The sequence below is a fragment of the Micromonospora sp. NPDC051296 genome, from assembly GCF_040682255.1.
GTDB lineage: Bacteria > Actinomycetota > Actinomycetes > Mycobacteriales > Micromonosporaceae > Micromonospora > Micromonospora craterilacus.
The window spans coordinates 1-17,165 of record NZ_JBFBAO010000118.1 but is presented as its reverse complement, the minus strand read 5'-3'; the positions used below and the strand labels follow the sequence as shown (position 1 = coordinate 17,165).

Genomic DNA, 17,165 nt, shown 5'->3' with positions numbered 1-17,165 from the left:
CACCATCAGGCACACCCACAAACCGCAGGCACCCATCCGGGGCATCTCGTCCACACACCCGCCGCTCTCGCGCCGGGCACTTTTACTACGTTACCTTACCCTCTGGCCCGTGTCAAACCGTGTGTCCCGGTCCGTCACGCTTCAGGCGGTTCGGCACCCGCGAACCCGCGCAGCGGCGAACCGCCTCGCTCGTTCATCGGATTTGGCAGGCCGGCCGCTGCGGTTTCCCGCACGCTCGCCCGGTGCCCTGCCGGTCGTAAACCTTACCCGGTCGGTTCCGCTCCGCCAAATCCGCCTCTCGGCGGCGTGGTCGAGCCCCACCCGGACCGTGTCCACTGAGGATGAATCCTCCCGGACCCGGCACCACCGCTTCGGAGCCTCAGGACTTTCGCCCTGTTTGCCCGTTCCGCGCTGGCAGAGAGAAAGTTACGCGTCCACGGGATTGATCGTCAAATCGGGGGAGAGCGGTCCCCGTCACACCCCATCATCCGGTCACCGTGCGCTCCGAGATGGACACCGGAACGCCAGCGCCAACCGCACCGACCGCGCAGGTGGTGGGGCTCAGCGCGTACGCCGGCGGGATGCCCGCCAGGCACGGAGGCCGAGCAGACCGACGGCGGTGCCGCTGGCCAACGACGCCACGATCAGCAGCGCGTGTACCCAGAGAAAGCCGGTCGGCACGCCGTCCCCGACGATGCCGGTGGACCAGGACCTCCGGTCCTTCCAGATGGCCACCGCGAACCTCGGCCAGATCGCCCAGGTCCACACGCCGACCCCGGTAAGGAAGACCGCCCAGCCGCGCGACAACACCATGGTCGGCGAGTATGCCAGCGGCACGGCCGGGACGGCCGCAAGCGCGTCCGATCGGTACGGTGGGACGCATGACCCCGCCGCTGAGCCGCACCAACGCGGAGGCGCACCTCTACATGGACCTGCACCCCTGCCCGTGCGGGGAGAGCCGGTTCCCCCGGCAGAGCTCCGTCATCGCGCTCGACGACGGCGACCTGGCCAGCCGCTACACCGGCGCCTGCGCGGGCTGCGGCCAGGACCGGGAGTTCATCTTCCGGCTGCCAGCGACGATCGGCGGGGCGGGCACCGGGTTCCGCTACGGCGGCGACGAGCCGTCGCAGCTGCTCGATCCCGGCGAGTGGCTCCTGGTCGCCGACGCCTACGCCGGCTCGGTGCCGGCCGACTCCACGGCTGGCGAGGCCGGGCAGCGGGCCCGGGCCGCACTGACCCGGGCCGTCGCCGCGCTCGACGAGGTCGGCAAGTTCATCCCGGCGGGCGGAGACAGCGTTCCGCAGGGCGCCATCGTCAGCGACCGCGGGCGGCAGCTGCACCAGCGCGAGCCGGGCCGCTTCCGGCGGGACCGACTTGTCGCGGTCCGCGACGCGTACGCCGGACTGCTGTCGACGCTCAGCTGAGCGGACCGTCCGGCTTCCCACCCCGCCGCGGGCGCAAGCCAGCGAGGTCTGCGTCCTGCCGTGGGTTACCCGTCCTGGTAGTTGCGCGGATCGGTCGAGGTGCCGGGCGGCAGGATCTGCGCCGGAGGAAGCTGGTCCAGTTCCATCGGGGTCAACCGGCCGATAAGTTCGTACATCGACCAGGCCACCGCGCGCAGCTTCCGTTCCCGGGCGGCTGAGGCGGGCGGGCCCGGCGGGCCGACCAGGTCCAGCTCGTGCACGAAATAGACGTTCTCGTCACCCAGCTGGGCCGAGACGACCAACAGACCGCCGGAAGGGTTGGCGATGATCAGCCACGCCGGCGACAGCCAGGGATCCCGGTGTACGCGCTGCGCGTGCACCAGATCGAACGGCGGGTACTGGGGATGCACGCCAAACAGCGGACGCTCCGGCAGGAGGGTGAACGGTACGCCGGGGATGTGGTGCTCCACCTCGGGCTGCGCGCCGTTGTTCCGGCTCAGCCAGTCCCGGTAGTGCAGCGGCAGCCGGGCCCCGAGGGCCGCCTCCACTGACTGGAGCTGGGTCTCGTCGAGCTGCCCGTAGGGACGCAGCCGGGCCGCCTTCCACAGGCGTCCGGTGGGCGGCTCCATCACCTCGTTCTCGTCCACCCGGCGGACGGTGACCTCCCACTCGTCCGTGCTGGACATGTCGAGGTCGGCGAAGCGCCAGGTCTCCTCACCAACCGCGAAGGTCTCGCCGAGCGTGACCTCGTAGGCGAAGTCCTCGTCGCTCCGGAACGGCATGACGATGATCTCGGCGCGCACCGGCGGCCCGACGTCGACCCAGCGGACCCCGAACCGGGCCGGTCCGACATCCGCCGTCGCGTTGTTCGGGATGGCGGTCAGGTGAGTGAACGAGCGCAACGTTGCTCTCCCGGCTCTTTCGTCGGCACGAACCTTTCCGCCCGCGCCTTGCTCATGGCTGCCCGTTCTCGTAGTTGCGCGAATCGGTGAACGTACCGGGCGGCAGCATCGGTACCGGTGGCTGGTCGTCCAACTCCCTCGGGGTCAACCGCCCGATGAACTCGCCCATCGACCAGGCCACCGCGCGTAGCTTCCGCTCCCGGGCGGCTGAGGCGGGCGGGCCAGGCGGGCCCAGCAGATCCAACTCGTGCACGAAATAGACGTTGCTGCTACTCGGCTGCGCCGAGATCACCAGCAAGCCGCCGACGGGGTTCGCGATCACCAACCATGCCGGCGACAGCCACGGATCCCGATGAACGCGCTGCGCGTGCACCAGGTCGAAGAGCGGGTACTGCGGATGCACCCCGAACAGCGGACGTTCCGGCAGCAGGGAGAACGGTGCGCCGGGAACATGATGCTCGACCTCGGGCAGCGCGCCATTGTTCCGGCGCAGCCAGTCCCGGTAGTCCGGTGGCAGCGGATGCCCCAGAGCCACCTCCACCGACTGGAGTTGCGTCTCGTCAAGTTGCCCGTAGGGGCGCAGCCGCGCCCGCTCCCAAAGGTGACCGGTGGGGGGTTCCGTCACCTCGTCTTCGTCCGCCCGACGGACCCTCACCCGCCACTCGTTTGCGCTGGCCATGTCGAGATCCGCGAAGCGCCAGGTCTCCTCGCCTACCGGGAAGGTCTCGCCAAGTGTCACCTCGTGGTATGAGGGCTCCGTAGCCCCGTGCGGCATGACCACGATCCCGGCACGGACGGGCGGCCCCACGTGGACCCAACGCGCCCCGAGGCTGGCCGGTCCCACGTCGACGGGGACGTTGTTACGAATCGCGGCCCTGGCAGTGAAGGATCGCAACGGCTGTCCCCCTGTCCCTGTGGTCGGCATCGTCAGCCGTCCACCATGTCGCACAGCACGGGCTCCGGCGGCAGCGCGAAGCCAAGCACCTCACGGGCGATCCGCTCGGCCTCGACCCGCGCCACGGGCACCGAGCCTCCGACAGCGGGTTTCCCGTCGATCGTCCAGTGCGTCGTACGCTGCCCTCGACCGGAGGACACCACAACGATCAGGCCATTCACCGTACCGTCGCCGCCGAGTAGTGCACGGTAGCTGACCGTGGCCCGATCGTCCTCTAGGTGGGTACGGCCCAGGGCGTGGCGGTGTGGTCGATCCCCGCCGGCCGTTGCCGCCACCTCCGGTGCGCGCGGTCGGGGCACCGTGATCGACGGCACCGCGGGCATCGTCGGCGGGGCGGACGGGTCGGCTGCCCAGCCGCTTCGTGGAGCGGTGACCGCCGCGGCGATGTTCATGTGGGCGTAATCGGGAGCCATCAGGTCCAGGAAGTCGCGCACCGGAATCGGCGCCGGATGATCCCAGTTCCAGGGATTCCGCAGTTGCACCAGCCCGTTGGCCACCGACACGACCTCGTAGGCGTGCTTGAACACGAGCCCGTACGGCAGCTGGGTAAATCCGGGCGGGTAGGTGTTCTCGGGCCGAGTGCCGGAGATCACCGGGCTTCCGGCGGCGAGCAGTGCGGCCAGCCGGGCAGCCACGACGGCCTCCTGGCCGGGCCTGGTGTCGAAGGACGACATCCGGCTCGGCACACCGGTGAGTTGGGTCATCAGCTCTGCCTGCAGGTAGCTGGTGCTGCCGACGTCGAGGCGGGCATAGCCGGACGGCGCCGCCTGGTGTGGATCATCCGTGCTGCGCCATCCCGTCCAGTCCCGCTGCCAGGCGTCGCGTCGCTCATTGGTCCACGTCCGGTCGACCGCCGCCAGCGCCTTCTCCAGAACCGACGCCCAGCCCGAGCCGTTCGACGACCCGTCGGCATAGGCGGACTCCCCCGGCACGTCGCCGCGCAGCGGCACATCGGGCCGTACGGTGATGCGAACGCGCCGGCCGGTAGCGGTCGAGGTGTCGCCGTGCAGGACGCTCTCGTGCAGCAGCACGTCCACCGTGCCGTCCGGGTTCGGCTGGAAGAGCTGCGTCAGGGCATCCGGCCGGTAGCCGGCAACCGCCGCCATGGCGGCGAGCATCCCGCAGTCCCCGAGCAGGCCCTGGCGCACCTGCTCGCGGCGCGGTGGTCCGTCGAAGAGTGGCGCCGGCTGTCCGGTACGCGAGTCCAGCGCCGGGCCGTAGCCGACCGGGTAGTCGGAATCCGGGTCGGGCAGGGTGACCCGGTCGGCGACCACGGCCACCTCGCTGGTGGTCACGGTCGGCTCGACCTCGACCTCGACCTCAAGTTCGGGCGGCATCATCGTCCGCAGCGCATCCGTCAGCCCGTTCGGAACCAGCGCCATCACCCTCGCGCCGGTCACGTAGTGGAAGGTGTGCGTGCTGAGCACCGCCATGGCAGCGGGATTCGACCCGTACGCGGCGCGGAAGGTGGCAGCGACCCGGCTGCGGTCCTCGCTGAGCAGTGCCATTCGGCCGGCTTCGGTGTTCAGATCGAACGCGGGTGCCGAGGCCGTCAGTGGAAACTCCGGTGCCCCGTCGAGGGTGTACGGGCGCAGGTCGAAGCGGCCGGTCAGGTCGACGTAGACGCCCTCGGTGGCGAGTCGGTCGGCGAGTTGCGGGTCCACCGCCCGGATCTGGTCGAGCTGCGCCTGCGGTACGCCGATGATCTGGCCGGCCAGGGCCGGCATCCGGGGCAACGAGGACTGGCTCCGCTCCCCGTGCGCGGCCAGCTCCCGCAGTTTGGCGTCCAGGGCGGCGGCCGGCGGTGGCTGGAAGTCCGGCGCCAGCCGGCCGCGGTAGTCGATCGCGCGGAACCGTTCGACCGCCGTCTGGGTGGGACTGAAGGCCAGGGCGCCGGCCACCGCATCGGGCGTGATCGCCGGCACGCTCAGCCGCATCACCTGGGTCCACACGTCACTGGGCAGGAGCGCGAGGCGGGCCTGCACTTCCGGCGTACCCCAGCGCAGCCCGAGGCGGTCGACCAGCGCGTCGACCTCGGCCCGCAGGGCGAGTCGGGCGGTGGGATCGGCCTGCGCGTACCACGCGGCCATCAGGCGCAGCTCCGCCAGCCGGCCGTGGTCCCGGGCGGAGAGGCCGGCCGGGTCGATCGGTCCCTCGGCGGCGCCCTGGTCGAAGAGCCCGACCTGGGCCTCACCGGTCTGGTGCCGGGCCAGCAGCTCGGCGGCCTCGTGCGCCACCGCGCGGTCGACCACGGCGTCGGCGGCGCGGTCGGAGACGGTGAGGGTGAAGGTGCCGTCCAGGTTCCGGGTGGTCTGGGCCACCTGGCCGGTGGCGAGAGGACCGGTGGTGACCCGGATCCGCAGCGGCTCCAGGCCCGCCGAGCGGACCTCGAAGACGTCCGGTCCGACGGCGACGACCTGGTCCGCGCTGATCGTCTCGGCCAGCGTCGGCAGGATCGACCGGGCCCGTTCCATCACCGCTGCCGGGTCGGCCACCGGCCGGCCCTGACCGTGGAATTCGGAGTCGGGCAGCGCCGCCACGGTGCTCCGGGCCAGCTCGACGTGCGCGTACCAGGGACTCATCAGGTCGAGGAAGGCGCGCACCGGCATCGGCGACGGATGGCTCGAATTCCACGGGTTGCGCAGCTGCACCTCACCGTTCGCCACCGACACGATCTCGTACGCGTGCCCGGCGACGAGCCCGTACGGCGGCTTGCCGTTCGGGTACGCCGAGTACTCCGCGGCCGGGCGGGTCCCGATGATCACCGGACTGCCGGCGGCGAGCAGTGCCGCCAGCCGGGCCTCGGTGTCGGCCTCCCGCCCCGGTGTCGGGTCGAGCTGGCTCACTCCGGTCGGCAGCCCGGTGAGCTGGGTGAGCAGCTCCGCCTGCACCAAACGGCTGCTGCCGTTGCCCAGTCGGGCGTAGCCGAGCGGAGCGGCCTGGGCGGCGTCCACGCCCGGGCGGGCGGTCCACTGCTGCTGCCACTGGTCGTGGCGCTGCTGGGTCCAGGTGCGGTCGACGGCGGCGATCGCCTTCTCCAGCAGCGACGCCCAGGCCGTGCCGACCGCCGACTGGTTGGCGTACGCGCTGTGCCCGTTCGAGTTCGGATGCAGCGGTACGTCCGGGTACACGGTGACTCGCAGCTGGCGCCCGGTCGGGTTGACCGAGTAGCCCGGCTCGCTGGCCTCGTGCAGCAGCACGTCCACCGAGCCGTCCGGGTTCGGCTGGAACATCTGCGCGATGGTGCTCGGCAGCTGACCGGCGACCGCGCCGATCACGGCGATCATGCCGCAGTCGCCGAGCGCTCCCTGCTGCACGTCCTCCCGCTTCGGCGGGCCGTCGAACAGCGGCGGTGGCTGCCCGGTCCGGGCGTCCAACGCCGGCCCATAGACCGGCCCGGGCTTTTTCGGCGCGTCCGGGGGCAGGGTCACCCGGTCGGCGACCGCACTGATGTCGCCGGTGGGCTGCTGGATCGAGGCGGTCTCCGCCATCACGGCAGCGGCCGGTGTGACGGGGGTGATGCTGCGCAGCGCCTCGGTCAGCACGTCCGGCACCAGCCCCATCCACCGGGCTGTGCCCTGGTAGTGGAAGTCGTGGTTGGTGAGCAGGGCCGCGGCCTGGCCGCCGGGCAGCCCGCGCAGCGCGGCCCGGGACCGCTGCCGGTCCTCGTGCAGCTGGGCCTGCCGGCCGGCCTCGGTGGTCAGGTCGAACGCCGGGCGGGCCGCGCCGAGGTCGATCGCGGGAACTCCCGCCACCATGTACGGGCGCAGGTCGTAGCGGCCGGTCAGGTCGACGTAGACGCCCTCCGCGGCCAGCCGGTCGGCGAGTTGCGGGTCCACCGCCCGGATCCGGTCGAGCTGCGCCTGCGGTACGCCGACGATCTGCCCGGCGAAGGCGGACATCCGCGGCATGCCGGACTGTGCGTGCTCGGCCTCGGCGGCCAGTTCCCGCAGCCGGGTGTCCAGGTCGGCCTGCTGCGGCACCTGGAAGTCCGGTGCCAGCCGGGAGCGGTAGTCGATCATCCGGATCCGCTCGACCTCGGTGAGGGTCGGCGCGCCCGCCAGCACGGCGGAGACCGCGTCCGGGGTGATCGACGGCACGCTGAGCTGCATCAGGTGGGCCAGCACGTCGCGCGGGAGCAGGGCCCAGCGGGCCCGGACATCCGGGTCGCCCACCCGTAGGCCGAGGTGGCCGGCGAGGGCGTCGATCTCGGCGCGTACGGCCAGCCGGGTGGCCGGGTCGGCGCTGGCGCTGGCGTACGCGGCGGCGAGCAGCCGGACCTCGGCCATCCGCCCCCGGTCGTGGGCGGTCAGCCCGGCCGGGTCGATCGGGCCGCGCACGTTGCCCGGGTCCAGCGGGCCGACCAGGGCCCGGCCGGACTCGTGCAGCGCCACCAGCTCGGCCACCTCGTGCGCGAGCGCCCGGGCGACCACCTGGTCGACGGCCCGGTCCGACACGGTGACCGTGAAGGTCCCGTCGGGGTTGCGGACCGACTGGGCCACCACGCCGTCGGTCAACGGGCCGGTGGTGAGCCGCACCGTCAGCGGGTACTGCCCGGCCGAGCGGATTTCGAACCGGTCGGGGCCGACCGGAACCACCGCGTCCACCTGGGCGTACGGGGCCACCTGTGGCAGGGCGGCCCGCGCCACGTCCAGCACCGCCGCCGGATCGGCGGCCGGGCGGCCCAGGCCGTGGAATGTGGAGCCCGGAACCGCGGCGGCGGTGATCGAGCCGTCCGTCGATACGCTGCCGTCATGGCCACGCCCGCCGAGATCTATTCCGCCATCCTGGCCGACCCGGACGACCTCGAGCTGCGCCGGCGGTACGCCGACGCCATCGAGGCCACCGACCCCGAGCACGCCACGCTCATCCGTCTCGACCTGGCGCGGGCCCGCGCCACTCGGGAGAACGTCCTGCTGTACCGGCGGGTGATCCCGCGCCTCGCCGCGCCGGTCGCCCACCTGCTCGTCGACTGGAAGGTGCGCAACGGTCTCGTCGAGTCGGTCACCATGACGGCCCGCGCCTTCGTCGACCACGGCGACGAGGTCCGGGCCCACCTTCCCGTCCGGCATCTGGTGCTGACCGAGGCGGCCGGGCTGATGCCGGAGATCGCCGGTGTCGCCAGCCTGGGCCGCCTGGTCGCCCTCGACCTGCGGGGCAATCCGATCGGCGACGACGGGCTCACCGCGCTGGTCGGTTCCCGCTACCTGGGCCGGCTGCGCTGGCTGGGGCTGGCGCGCTGCGGCATCGGGCCGGCCGGTGCCGAGGCCCTCGCCGCCAGCCGGAACCTCCCCGCCCTGCGCTACGTCGACCTGCGACGCAACCCCGTCGAGGTCACCGCCCAGGGCATTGGGCAGGACATCGACGGCAAGCCCATGTGGGTCGAGATGCCCGCGCTCGGCCAAGAGCTGATCGCCCGGTACGGGCCGCTCTCCTGGCTCGACATCGAGTGGGGCTGGCGTTGGCTCGGCGTCGGCTGGGACGAGGTCTGACGGCGAATCCGCAGGTGCGGGGCCGCCTGCGGTTGGCACGGTCGGTGGTGACGGTGGAGTGGCACCGCGGTTGGCCTCGGCGATCCGCTGGGCGTGGAACCGGATGCTGGGCGCGATACCCCGCGAGTCGTCCGGCAGCGCTGCGGCCTGCAGCCTGACCGAGTCCCCGACGGATTCCTCGACCTCGGCCAGGAGCGCACCGGCCACGCTGGCACCGCCGAGGACTCTCAGCTGGCCACTGCCGTCGCGCAGTCCCAGCACGTCCGCCGGGCCACCCAGTTCGATGGCCGTTCCCTCGAGCGCCGACAGGTCCACCTCGGACAGCAGCGCATGCACGCCGCCGGGAAGTCGGGGCTCCTGCCCGATCGAGAGCACCACCCGGTCGTAGACCTGTTCGGTACCGTCGGTGAAGCGCACCAGGAACGCTCCGTCAACGGTGTGCCGGACGCTGACGACCTCACGCAACGACATGTCGGCCACCCGGGCCTGGGCGGCATCCGAGTACGCCCCGAGGCCGGGCAGGGTGTTGCGCCGGTTGTAGCCGCCGCTGAAGCTGTGTCGCAGCTGCGCCTCGGCGTCCACTGCCGGGTCGCCCGTCACCTGGTCGGGCGGCAAGTTCCCGGCCTGGGCCGACCAGTCGATGCGTCCTGCCGCAGAGGCAGCAGCCTGCTCGATGTCCCACGCACCGGACGCGCCGGCGCCGTAGACGAGCACCCGGTCCCCGGGGCGGTACGCGTCGGCCAGGTTCTGTCCGCCGAAGTTAACGGGCGGGGTGGCCGGGCGGGGATCACTGAACGAGCCGTCTGCGTAGCCGAGCCGGGCGGCCACCTCCATGGGCAGCGTCCGGTGATCCACCTTTCGGCCGGATGGGTCGTGGACCTGCCCGTTCGAGGCGTCGACGGCGTAGCCGGAGACCGGATCGGCCACCAGCGGATCGGTCGGCCGGCCAGCGAGATCGGTAAGCAGCGGCAGGTTCGCCGCATTCGTGCCGGTGCCGCCGAGGACGGCTCGTACGGTCGGGGGAAGGCTGTCCGGGGCGACCGTGGTGCCGTCGGAGGCGCGGAACACCGGTGCCGGTCCGGATCGGTCGACGCGGTAGCCGGTCGTCGGGTCCACGTACTGGCCGGTGGTGGTGGCCGGCGCGCGCGGAACCCGGGCCGGCCCCGGGCCGGTCGCGACGTCGACGGACGCGGTGAAGACCTCCCGCCCGCCGATACTCACCCGGAAGTTCGCGCCGTCGGGCCAGCCCACGGCGTCGGCCGGGCGGGGCGTGATCGCGGTCGCCATGCCCTGGTAGGTCGGCATTCCGCTCAACGCCCGGGCTGCGCCCACCGCGTCGGCGAAAACGTCGGACGGGGTGAACTGGGTGCCCTCGTCGGCCAGGTCGGCGGGTTGGAACGGCAACCCGGGAAGCTCCAGCTCCGACGGGATCTGCCCCATCAGCAGGGCCTGCCGCTCCGCCCACGGGTCGTGGCCCTGGGAGACGCAGAGCACCGGCGGAAGCCCGCTCCCGGTGTCGCCGGCGACCCCCATGGTGACGAAGTCGGCGGTGGCGGCCCAGCCACCACCGATCACCAGCCGACCGAGGACGTGGTCCGGTGCCGCGTCCAGGGCCGCGTCCACCCGGGCGGTCAGGGCGAGGTCGGCGTCGTTGCGTAGGGCGGTGGCCTGCTGCGCCCAGGTACGGGCCTCGGCGCGAATCGCCGACTGTGCCGCCCGGAGATCCGCGACGAGTTGTTGCCCGTCACCGTGTGCCAGCCCGATCAGGCTCTCGATCGCCGGGGCGACCGGACCCAGGTGGCTCCGGATCAGGTCGAGCCGGGCCTGGGCCGCCGCCGGCCCGACCATCGGCACGTTCGTCCCGAGCCCGTGTGCCGCATGCGCCGGGTTCTGTTCCAGCAGGCCGGAGGCGACGAGCAGGCTCAACGCCTCGGCGCGCAACTGGCCGGCCCGGACCGGATCGGCGGTGGTGGTGCTGTCGGCGATCACGACCCGCAGTTCGGCCAGGTGGCCGATGTCCCGCGCGGTGAGGACCCGGTCGCCGTCGCTTTCCGGCCGGGCGCCTTCGGCGAGCGCCGCGGTGGCATCGACGCGCTGCCCGAGGGCTCGGTCTTGGGCGACCGTGTCCGCCTCGGCCAACATCGCCGCCACGGCCCGCCGGACATGGTCCGGATGCGCCCCGGTGGAGACCTGCATCACGACGCCGTCGGCGGCGTACTGGACGGTGGCGACGGGTACGACCGACGCGTCCGCCCTGGGGTTGGTCAGCTCGATGCGTACCTGGTACGGGCCGTCGGCGGTGTCCAGCGTGACGGTGCCGGTGGCCGGGTCGACGCTCGCCCCGTCGGGCAGCGGCCCGCCGGTCAGCGCCGCCTGCACGGCTTCCGCGGTGCGAGCGGGATCGGCGTCGAGCAGCGCACCGCCGAAGGTCGTACCGGCGGCGGCCTGCCGAAGGTCCGGCCCGTCGGCGGCGGTCGCGGCGGAGTCAGGGTCGCGCGGCCCCGTCGGGCCGTCGGAATCCGTCAGGTTGTCGGAGTTGGTCGCGCCGTCGATGTCCGGCAGCCCGTCGGGGTTCGGCGAGCTGTCGGCGTCCGTCAGGCCGTCGGTTCCGGTTCCGGCCAGACCTGTCGGCCCTTGATCCGGCCCTCGCGTCGCGCCTGTGCGTACTCCGCCATCACTCGCCCGGGCGGCAGGCTGGAGTGGACTGTGATCACTCCCGACCGGTCGATGATGTAGCTCCCCTGGCCCACGTGCATCCCCGAGGCCCGCTCCTGCTCCGAGAGTCTCTCTCGGGCCAGCCAGCCGAACTCGAACTCCCGAAGCACGATCGGATTCCGGGTCCCCAACAGCCGGCTGATCAGCGTCAGCGCCTCGTCCCTGGTCAACTCGCCCCTCTCCGTCAGGCATCATCATCGCCCAGAGGGCATGGGTTTCCCGCACGTCGGTGGCCGGCATGTCCACCGACGCCGTACCCGTCTGAGGGTCCCACCACACCGGCGCGTCGGCGTCGGCCGGGAAGACGATCACGAAGGCGTGTGAGCCGTCGACCTCGGGCCGACCGTCCGCATCGAGGACGACGTTCCCGTTGTCGTCGAGGAGCAACCAGTCGGACACCACGAGCGCCGACGCGCCGGGACCGGCGTCCGCCACCCGCTGGTAGAGGTCGGCATACTGGGCGGCCACCGCCTCGGTGCGGGCCGACAGGCCATCGGGCAGGCCGTCCGGCCCGCCGATCCACTCCCCGCCGATCCATGCCTCGGCCCGCTCCAGACCGCCCCGCTCACCGGAAACGCGATCGATCGAGCCGTCGTCGAGTCGGTCCGCCCAACGAGGTGCGGACACCTGCGGGTCGCCGCGGAAGCTGGACAGCGCCGCCAGCGAGCTGTCGAGGCAGTTGTTGCCCCGGCCGGGCTGGTCCGGCCCGCCGTCGTTGACCAGTTGCCCGTACGGATGGGTGGACGGATCCGCGAAGACGGCGTACCCCTGCGGCGTGGACAGGCTCGCGGCGAGATCGGCCTGGAAGCGGGGATCCTCCAGCGGCGCCAGCTCACCCGGCCCGAACCGCCGGCTCTCCGGCAGCGACGACCCGGCGCCGGGATTCCTCAGGCCGTCGGTTCCGCCGTCGGCCAGACTTGCCGCCCCGTCAAGCGGCCCTCCCTGCGCGCCTGCGTGTACTCCGTGATCAGCAGCGGCACGGGCAGACTGATCTGCGCCGTGATCACTCCCGTCCGGTCGATGATGTAGCTCCCGTGGCCCAGCTGCCTGCCCTCCGCTCGTTCCTGTGGTGACAGCTGCTCCTTCGCCAGCCATCCGAACTCGAACGGATGCAGCTCGATCTCGTTCGCCGTGCCCAGCAGGCGCTTGATCAGCGCCAGCGCCTCGTCCTCCGTCATCCGAAACCCCTTCCACCGACGTCACCATCGACCACAGCGCGTACGTGTGCGGCACGTAGGCGGCTGGGGGCTGTGGCCACGTCATTCCCCGTTGCGGATCCCACCAGACCGGCCCCTCGGCACCCTCCGGATACACCAGCACCAAGGCGTGCGAATCCTGGACCTGCACGTTTCCGCCGTCGAGGACGAGCTCCCCGGTGTGCGGATCCGTCCTGAGCCATTCGGCCACGACCAGGGCCGCCGAGCCCGGACCCGCCTCCGCGACGCGCTGATGAAGGTCCGCAAACTGCTCGGCGACCGCCGCCGCGCGGTCGGCCGGCGTCGTGGGTAGCCCTTCCGGCCCGCCAGACCACTCGGCGCCGAGCCACGCCTCGGCGCGATCGAGGCCACTTGCCTCCCCCGTCATGGTGTCGATCGACCCGTCCGGTCGGACGTCCGGCCAGCGAGGAGAGGAGACCTGCGGGTCGCCGTAGAAGCTGGACAGCGCCGAGAGCGAGCAGTCGAGGCAGTTGTTGCCCCGCCCAGGCTGGTCCGGCCCGCCGTCGTTGACCAGTTGCCCGTACGGATGGGTGGACGGATCCGCGAAGACGGCGTACCCCTGCGGCGTGGACAGGCTCGCGGCGAGGTCGGCCTGGAAACGGGGATCCTCCAGCGGCGCCAGCTCACCCGGCCCGAACCGCCGGCTCTCCGGCAGCGACGGCCCGGCGCCGTCAGCGGTCAGGTCGCCCGGTGGCAGATCTCCGTCAGCTCGGCCTCGGTCGGCAACGGAACCGTCGTGAAGTGCGCCGTCTGGCGTTCCGCCGTCGTCCGGTCGACCTGCTCGATCGCGTGGCGTTCCGGATTCGCCCAGAGGATCGCCGCCGCCACGTCCGGACGGAACGTCCAGGCGTCCGTCGACCGGTCCCAGATCACCGCCTGGGTCGGTCCCGTGCTGTCCGCCTCCGCGATCAGGTTGACCGGCGGGCCGGTCGGGTCGTCCGGTCTCCGCAGGAGGAAGTAGCCGAACGTCAGCGTCGCCATGCACGCCCCCCATCAGGTCAGGGTCCAGACCGGGCAGGTCGGACGCCGTCAATCCTCGCTCGGCGAGCATGTCGGCGAACGTGCGGCCCTGCTGCCCGAGCCAGTCGACGTACGACTCCCGAATGCTGGCCTGCCGGGGAGACGCCATCCACTTGGCGAAGCTGGTGTTCTTCGGGGTATCGAACCGCGCGGCGTCCATGCCACCCGGCATGCTCGCCGCGATGCCGTTGGCCTTGTTGATGGCGAGAATGTCGAGGAACGCGTGCACCCGGGCGGCCGGGGACTGCGCGGGGTCGCGCATCACCTCGTACGGCCCGTGGGTCTGCTTGCCGATCGCGTAGCTGGTCGCGGTCGGGAACTGCAACTCGAAGGTACGCCCGGTCGGTGACGTCAGGGTGCAGTTCAGACCGAAGAACCGGTTACCCGGGTGCCAGAAGTTCTTCAGGTCGGTGACCTGGTAGCCCTGCGCCTCCAACGAGGAGAGGACCGAGTCCACCGCCGGCCCGTACGCCTCGGACTCCGGCCCGCGCACCGAGAACCGCACCACGTCGTTGACGGTGTCCAGCGCCGACCCGATGTCGTACCCGAGCGGTTCCAGCTCGGTACGGAACTTGCGAGCCAGCGACTCCGCGCCCTTGACGCGGTGCTGCTCACCGAGGGTGCTCAGCGCGTCCTCGTTGGTCAGGCCGAGCTGCGCGTTCACGTCGGCGTTGACGCTGTGCAGGTCGGCCAGGATCTGGTCGGCGTCCTGCTGCGCCTCGCTCAGCGCGTCGAGCAGGGTGGTCCGATCCGTTTCCGGGAGCCCGTCGAGATACTGGTTCCCGGCCGGGTCGCCGTCGCTCAGTCCGCCGGATCCGGTGCCGGCCAGACCTGCCGGCCGGTTATCCGGCCCTCCCGTCGGGCCGCCGCGTACCGCTTCATGATCAGAGGTGGCGGCAGGCTGGGATGGGCGGTCACCACTCCCGTCTGGTCGATGATGAAGACCCCTTGGCCCAGCTGCCTGCCCTGCGCCCGCTGCTGTGGAGAGAGCGTCTCCTGGGCTGCCCAGCCGAACTCGAACGGAAAGACCGCCACCGGGTTGTCCGTCCCGAGCAGCCTGGTCATCAGCTGCCGGGCTTCCTCCCTGCCCATCGGCATGATCCGGCTGCACCTCCATCGACCACAGGTTGTGCGTCAGTCCAACATAGTCCCCGGGCAGTGGGCCGGTGATGGTGCTGGCGAACTGAGGATCCCACCACACCGGCCCGTCCGCGTCCTGCGGGTAGACGAGCAGGAAGACGTGTTCGGCCGCGCCCTGCACATGCCCGTCGGCGTCGACCAGGGGGTCCCCGGTCTGCTCGTCGATCCGGAGCCACTCGACGGCGACGACCGCGGCCGAGCCCGGTCCCGCGTCGAGGACGCGCTGGTAGAGCTGCGCGTACCGGTCGGCCACAGCGGCGGAACGCTCGGCGGGCGTACGGGGCAGGGTGTCGTTGTCGCCGGACCACTCGCCGCCGATCCAGCTCTCGATCCGGCCGAAGCCGTCCAGCTCACCGAGCTGGGTCTCCAGTGATCCGTCGTCGAGCCGGTCCGGCCAACGCGGGTAGGACACCTGAGGGTCGCCGTAGAAGCTGGCCAGCGCCGCGAGCGTGTTGTCGACGCAGTTGTTGCTGCGCCCCGGCTGGTCCGTCCCGCCGTCGTTGATCAACTGGCCGTACGGGTGGGTGGACGGGTCGGCGAAGACCGCATAGCCGTCGGGCGTCAGCAGGCTGTCCGCGAGGTCGTCCTGGTAGCGGGGGTCTTCCAAGGGCGCCAGCCGGTCCGGCCCGAAAAGCCGGGTGTCCGGCATCGCCCATTCCTGCATGTCGGGCCAGGCGTCCAGGTCGGGGTCGGGGTCGCGCCCATCAGTCGGAGCGGGATCCGCCTCGGGGTTCGAGGTGGGATCGCCCTCGGCGTTCGGGGCGCCATCCGTCAGGTCGACGCCGGGCAGGTCCGCGTCGGCACCTGGACGGCCGGCCGGGCCGGAGTCAGGGTCCGTGCTGCCAACAGGCGCGGTCGAGACCGGCGGCACGGACACGCCCGTGCTGCCGTCGGTCGTGGCCGGCCGGATCGGATCGCCCTCGGCGTCGAGCACGATCGACCAGACATCGCCCACCTGGTCGGCGTACAGCGGGTCGCCGTCGGAGAAGCTTCCCCGCTGACCGTCGACCCAGATGACGGTGCCGTTGTGGTTCACCGCATTCCAGGTGTGCGCGCGCCCGCCGTCACCCGGCCAAGCGCCGATGACCAGGGCCGCCGAGCCGGGACCCGCCGCGCGGAGAGCGTCGGCGACAGCATCCAACGCGGGGCTTCCGGTGCCCTGGTGGCCGAAGCTGGCCCGCAGTGCCTGTTCCTGCCGGGCGGTGCTGCCCCGCTCCACCTCGGACGACGGGACCGTCTGCGCCGCCACATCCGGGCGGCCGTACCAGGTCGACAGGACGGAGAGGCCGACATCCGCGCAGTTGGTGCTGCGTCCCGGCTGGTCCGGGCCGCCGTCGTTGACCAGTCCCGCCCATGACCCGAGTCGCGGATCCGGGTGGACCGTCGGGCGCCCGGTCGCTGGGTCCCGGGGCATTGCCGCGTCGAGCGCATCCTGGTCGGCCTGGTCTGGTGGCACCAGACCCTCCGGCTGCCCGTACGGCCGGCTGTCGCTGAGCGGCGGACCGTTGCCCACCGCACCAGGTACGGACGGCTGGTAGACAGCGACGTCACGATCCGGATCGGTGATCGGCTCGATGTTGAACTGCGGGAGGAAGTGCGCGCACGACCCGCATGGCGGTCGGTAATGCCCGAGTTCGTAGGTGACGCCGCCGGACCGGGCGGTGGCGACCTGGTGCGTAACGATCTTGGCGTTTTCGAAGGCGTTCAGCGCGTACTGTTCAAAGCTGCCGGGCTCGCCCGCGTCCCGCCACTTCTGTTCGAGCTGGTAGAGCTGATCGGATACGAGGGCCACCTCGGCGCACTTGCCGTGTCCACCGCCCTTCCTCGTGCCCAAGGCCGCTGCCGTTCGGGCCAGCGCAGCCTGCGCGAGCGGATGCACGGCCGGTTGGGCGGGCGGATTCTTGCTCTTGTCGGCGGTCATGCTGGTATGCGTGGTGATGTCCCCGTTCGGCATCAGCAACGCGCCAGCCATGCCGGGCTGTTTGCCCTTGGAGATCCTCTCGGCCTTGACCTCAGTCCGGACGGTCTCGGCCAGGGTCCGTGACGCCTCGATCAGGGTGCGTTCCGCCTCCGGGCCGGCGGGATCGCCGTCCACCGACGTCGGATCCAGGTGCCAACTGTGCGTACCGCGACCGGTCGGCCCCTCCGAACGCTTGAGGGTTTCCGGATTCACCAGGCCCGCGTCGGGTTCCGGCCCGATCGGACCGCTGTGGATGTTCCCCGTGCTGCCCGGCACCGGTACGACGACCGGCCCCTCGGTGCGGGTCTGCTGAGACCGATCCGTTGCCGGGTCGACATCG

General features: G+C 71.9%; 6 protein-coding genes and 3 pseudogenes. 2 read left to right on the top strand and 7 right to left on the bottom strand.

Going from position 1 to position 17,165, the window contains the following annotated elements; genetic code table 11:
• Nucleotides 1-561: 561 nt before the first annotated feature.
• Nucleotides 562-813 (bottom strand): hypothetical protein, encoded by a 252-nt coding sequence (locus tag AB0M52_RS14910; RefSeq protein WP_363953444.1) that lies wholly within the window; start codon nt 811-813, stop codon nt 562-564.
• 68 nt (nt 814-881) lie between these two features.
• Here AB0M52_RS14910 and AB0M52_RS14905 point away from each other — a divergent pair, with 68 nt between their 5' ends.
• Nucleotides 882-1,424: a hypothetical protein gene (locus AB0M52_RS14905; RefSeq protein WP_363953442.1), complete on the top strand. Its 543-nt coding sequence runs from the start codon at nt 882-884 to the stop codon at nt 1,422-1,424.
• 65 nt (nt 1,425-1,489) lie between these two features.
• Here the strand turns inward: AB0M52_RS14905 and AB0M52_RS14900 are convergent, their stop codons facing one another.
• The 3 genes and pseudogenes from AB0M52_RS14900 to AB0M52_RS14890 form a co-directional block, all read right to left on the bottom strand.
• A complete protein-coding gene (locus AB0M52_RS14900; RefSeq protein WP_363953440.1) occupies nt 1,490-2,326 on the bottom strand; it encodes a DUF6406 domain-containing protein in 837 nt (278 codons plus the stop codon).
• 52 nt (nt 2,327-2,378) lie between these two features.
• Nucleotides 2,379-3,251 (bottom strand): DUF6406 domain-containing protein, encoded by an 873-nt coding sequence (locus AB0M52_RS14895; protein WP_363953438.1) that lies wholly within the window; start codon nt 3,249-3,251, stop codon nt 2,379-2,381.
• A 2-nt stretch (nt 3,252-3,253) separates the two neighbouring features.
• A pseudogene (locus tag AB0M52_RS14890) lies at nt 3,254-6,613 on the bottom strand (C2 family cysteine protease); the annotation flags it as partial.
• 1,422 nt (nt 6,614-8,035) lie between these two features.
• On the opposite strand from AB0M52_RS14890, the gene AB0M52_RS14885 reads away from it, so the two are divergent.
• Nucleotides 8,036-8,773 carry a hypothetical protein gene (locus AB0M52_RS14885; protein ID WP_363953448.1) on the top strand — a complete coding sequence of 246 codons (738 nt, stop codon included), beginning with the start codon at nt 8,036-8,038 and terminating at the stop codon, nt 8,771-8,773.
• A gap of 2,982 nt (nt 8,774-11,755) precedes the next feature.
• On the opposite strand, the pseudogene AB0M52_RS14880 reads toward AB0M52_RS14885, so the two are convergent.
• The 3 genes and pseudogenes from AB0M52_RS14880 to AB0M52_RS14870 form a co-directional block, all read right to left on the bottom strand.
• Nucleotides 11,756-13,168, bottom strand: a pseudogene (locus AB0M52_RS14880) (toxin glutamine deamidase domain-containing protein); the annotation flags it as partial.
• Nucleotides 13,169-13,383: 215 nt separating this feature from the next.
• Nucleotides 13,384-13,686, bottom strand: a complete 303-nt coding sequence (locus AB0M52_RS14875; RefSeq protein WP_363953446.1) for a hypothetical protein — start codon at nt 13,684-13,686, stop codon at nt 13,384-13,386.
• 1,234 nt (nt 13,687-14,920) lie between these two features.
• Nucleotides 14,921-16,960, bottom strand: a pseudogene (locus AB0M52_RS14870) (toxin glutamine deamidase domain-containing protein); the annotation flags it as partial.
• Nucleotides 16,961-17,165: the final 205 nt, after the last annotated feature.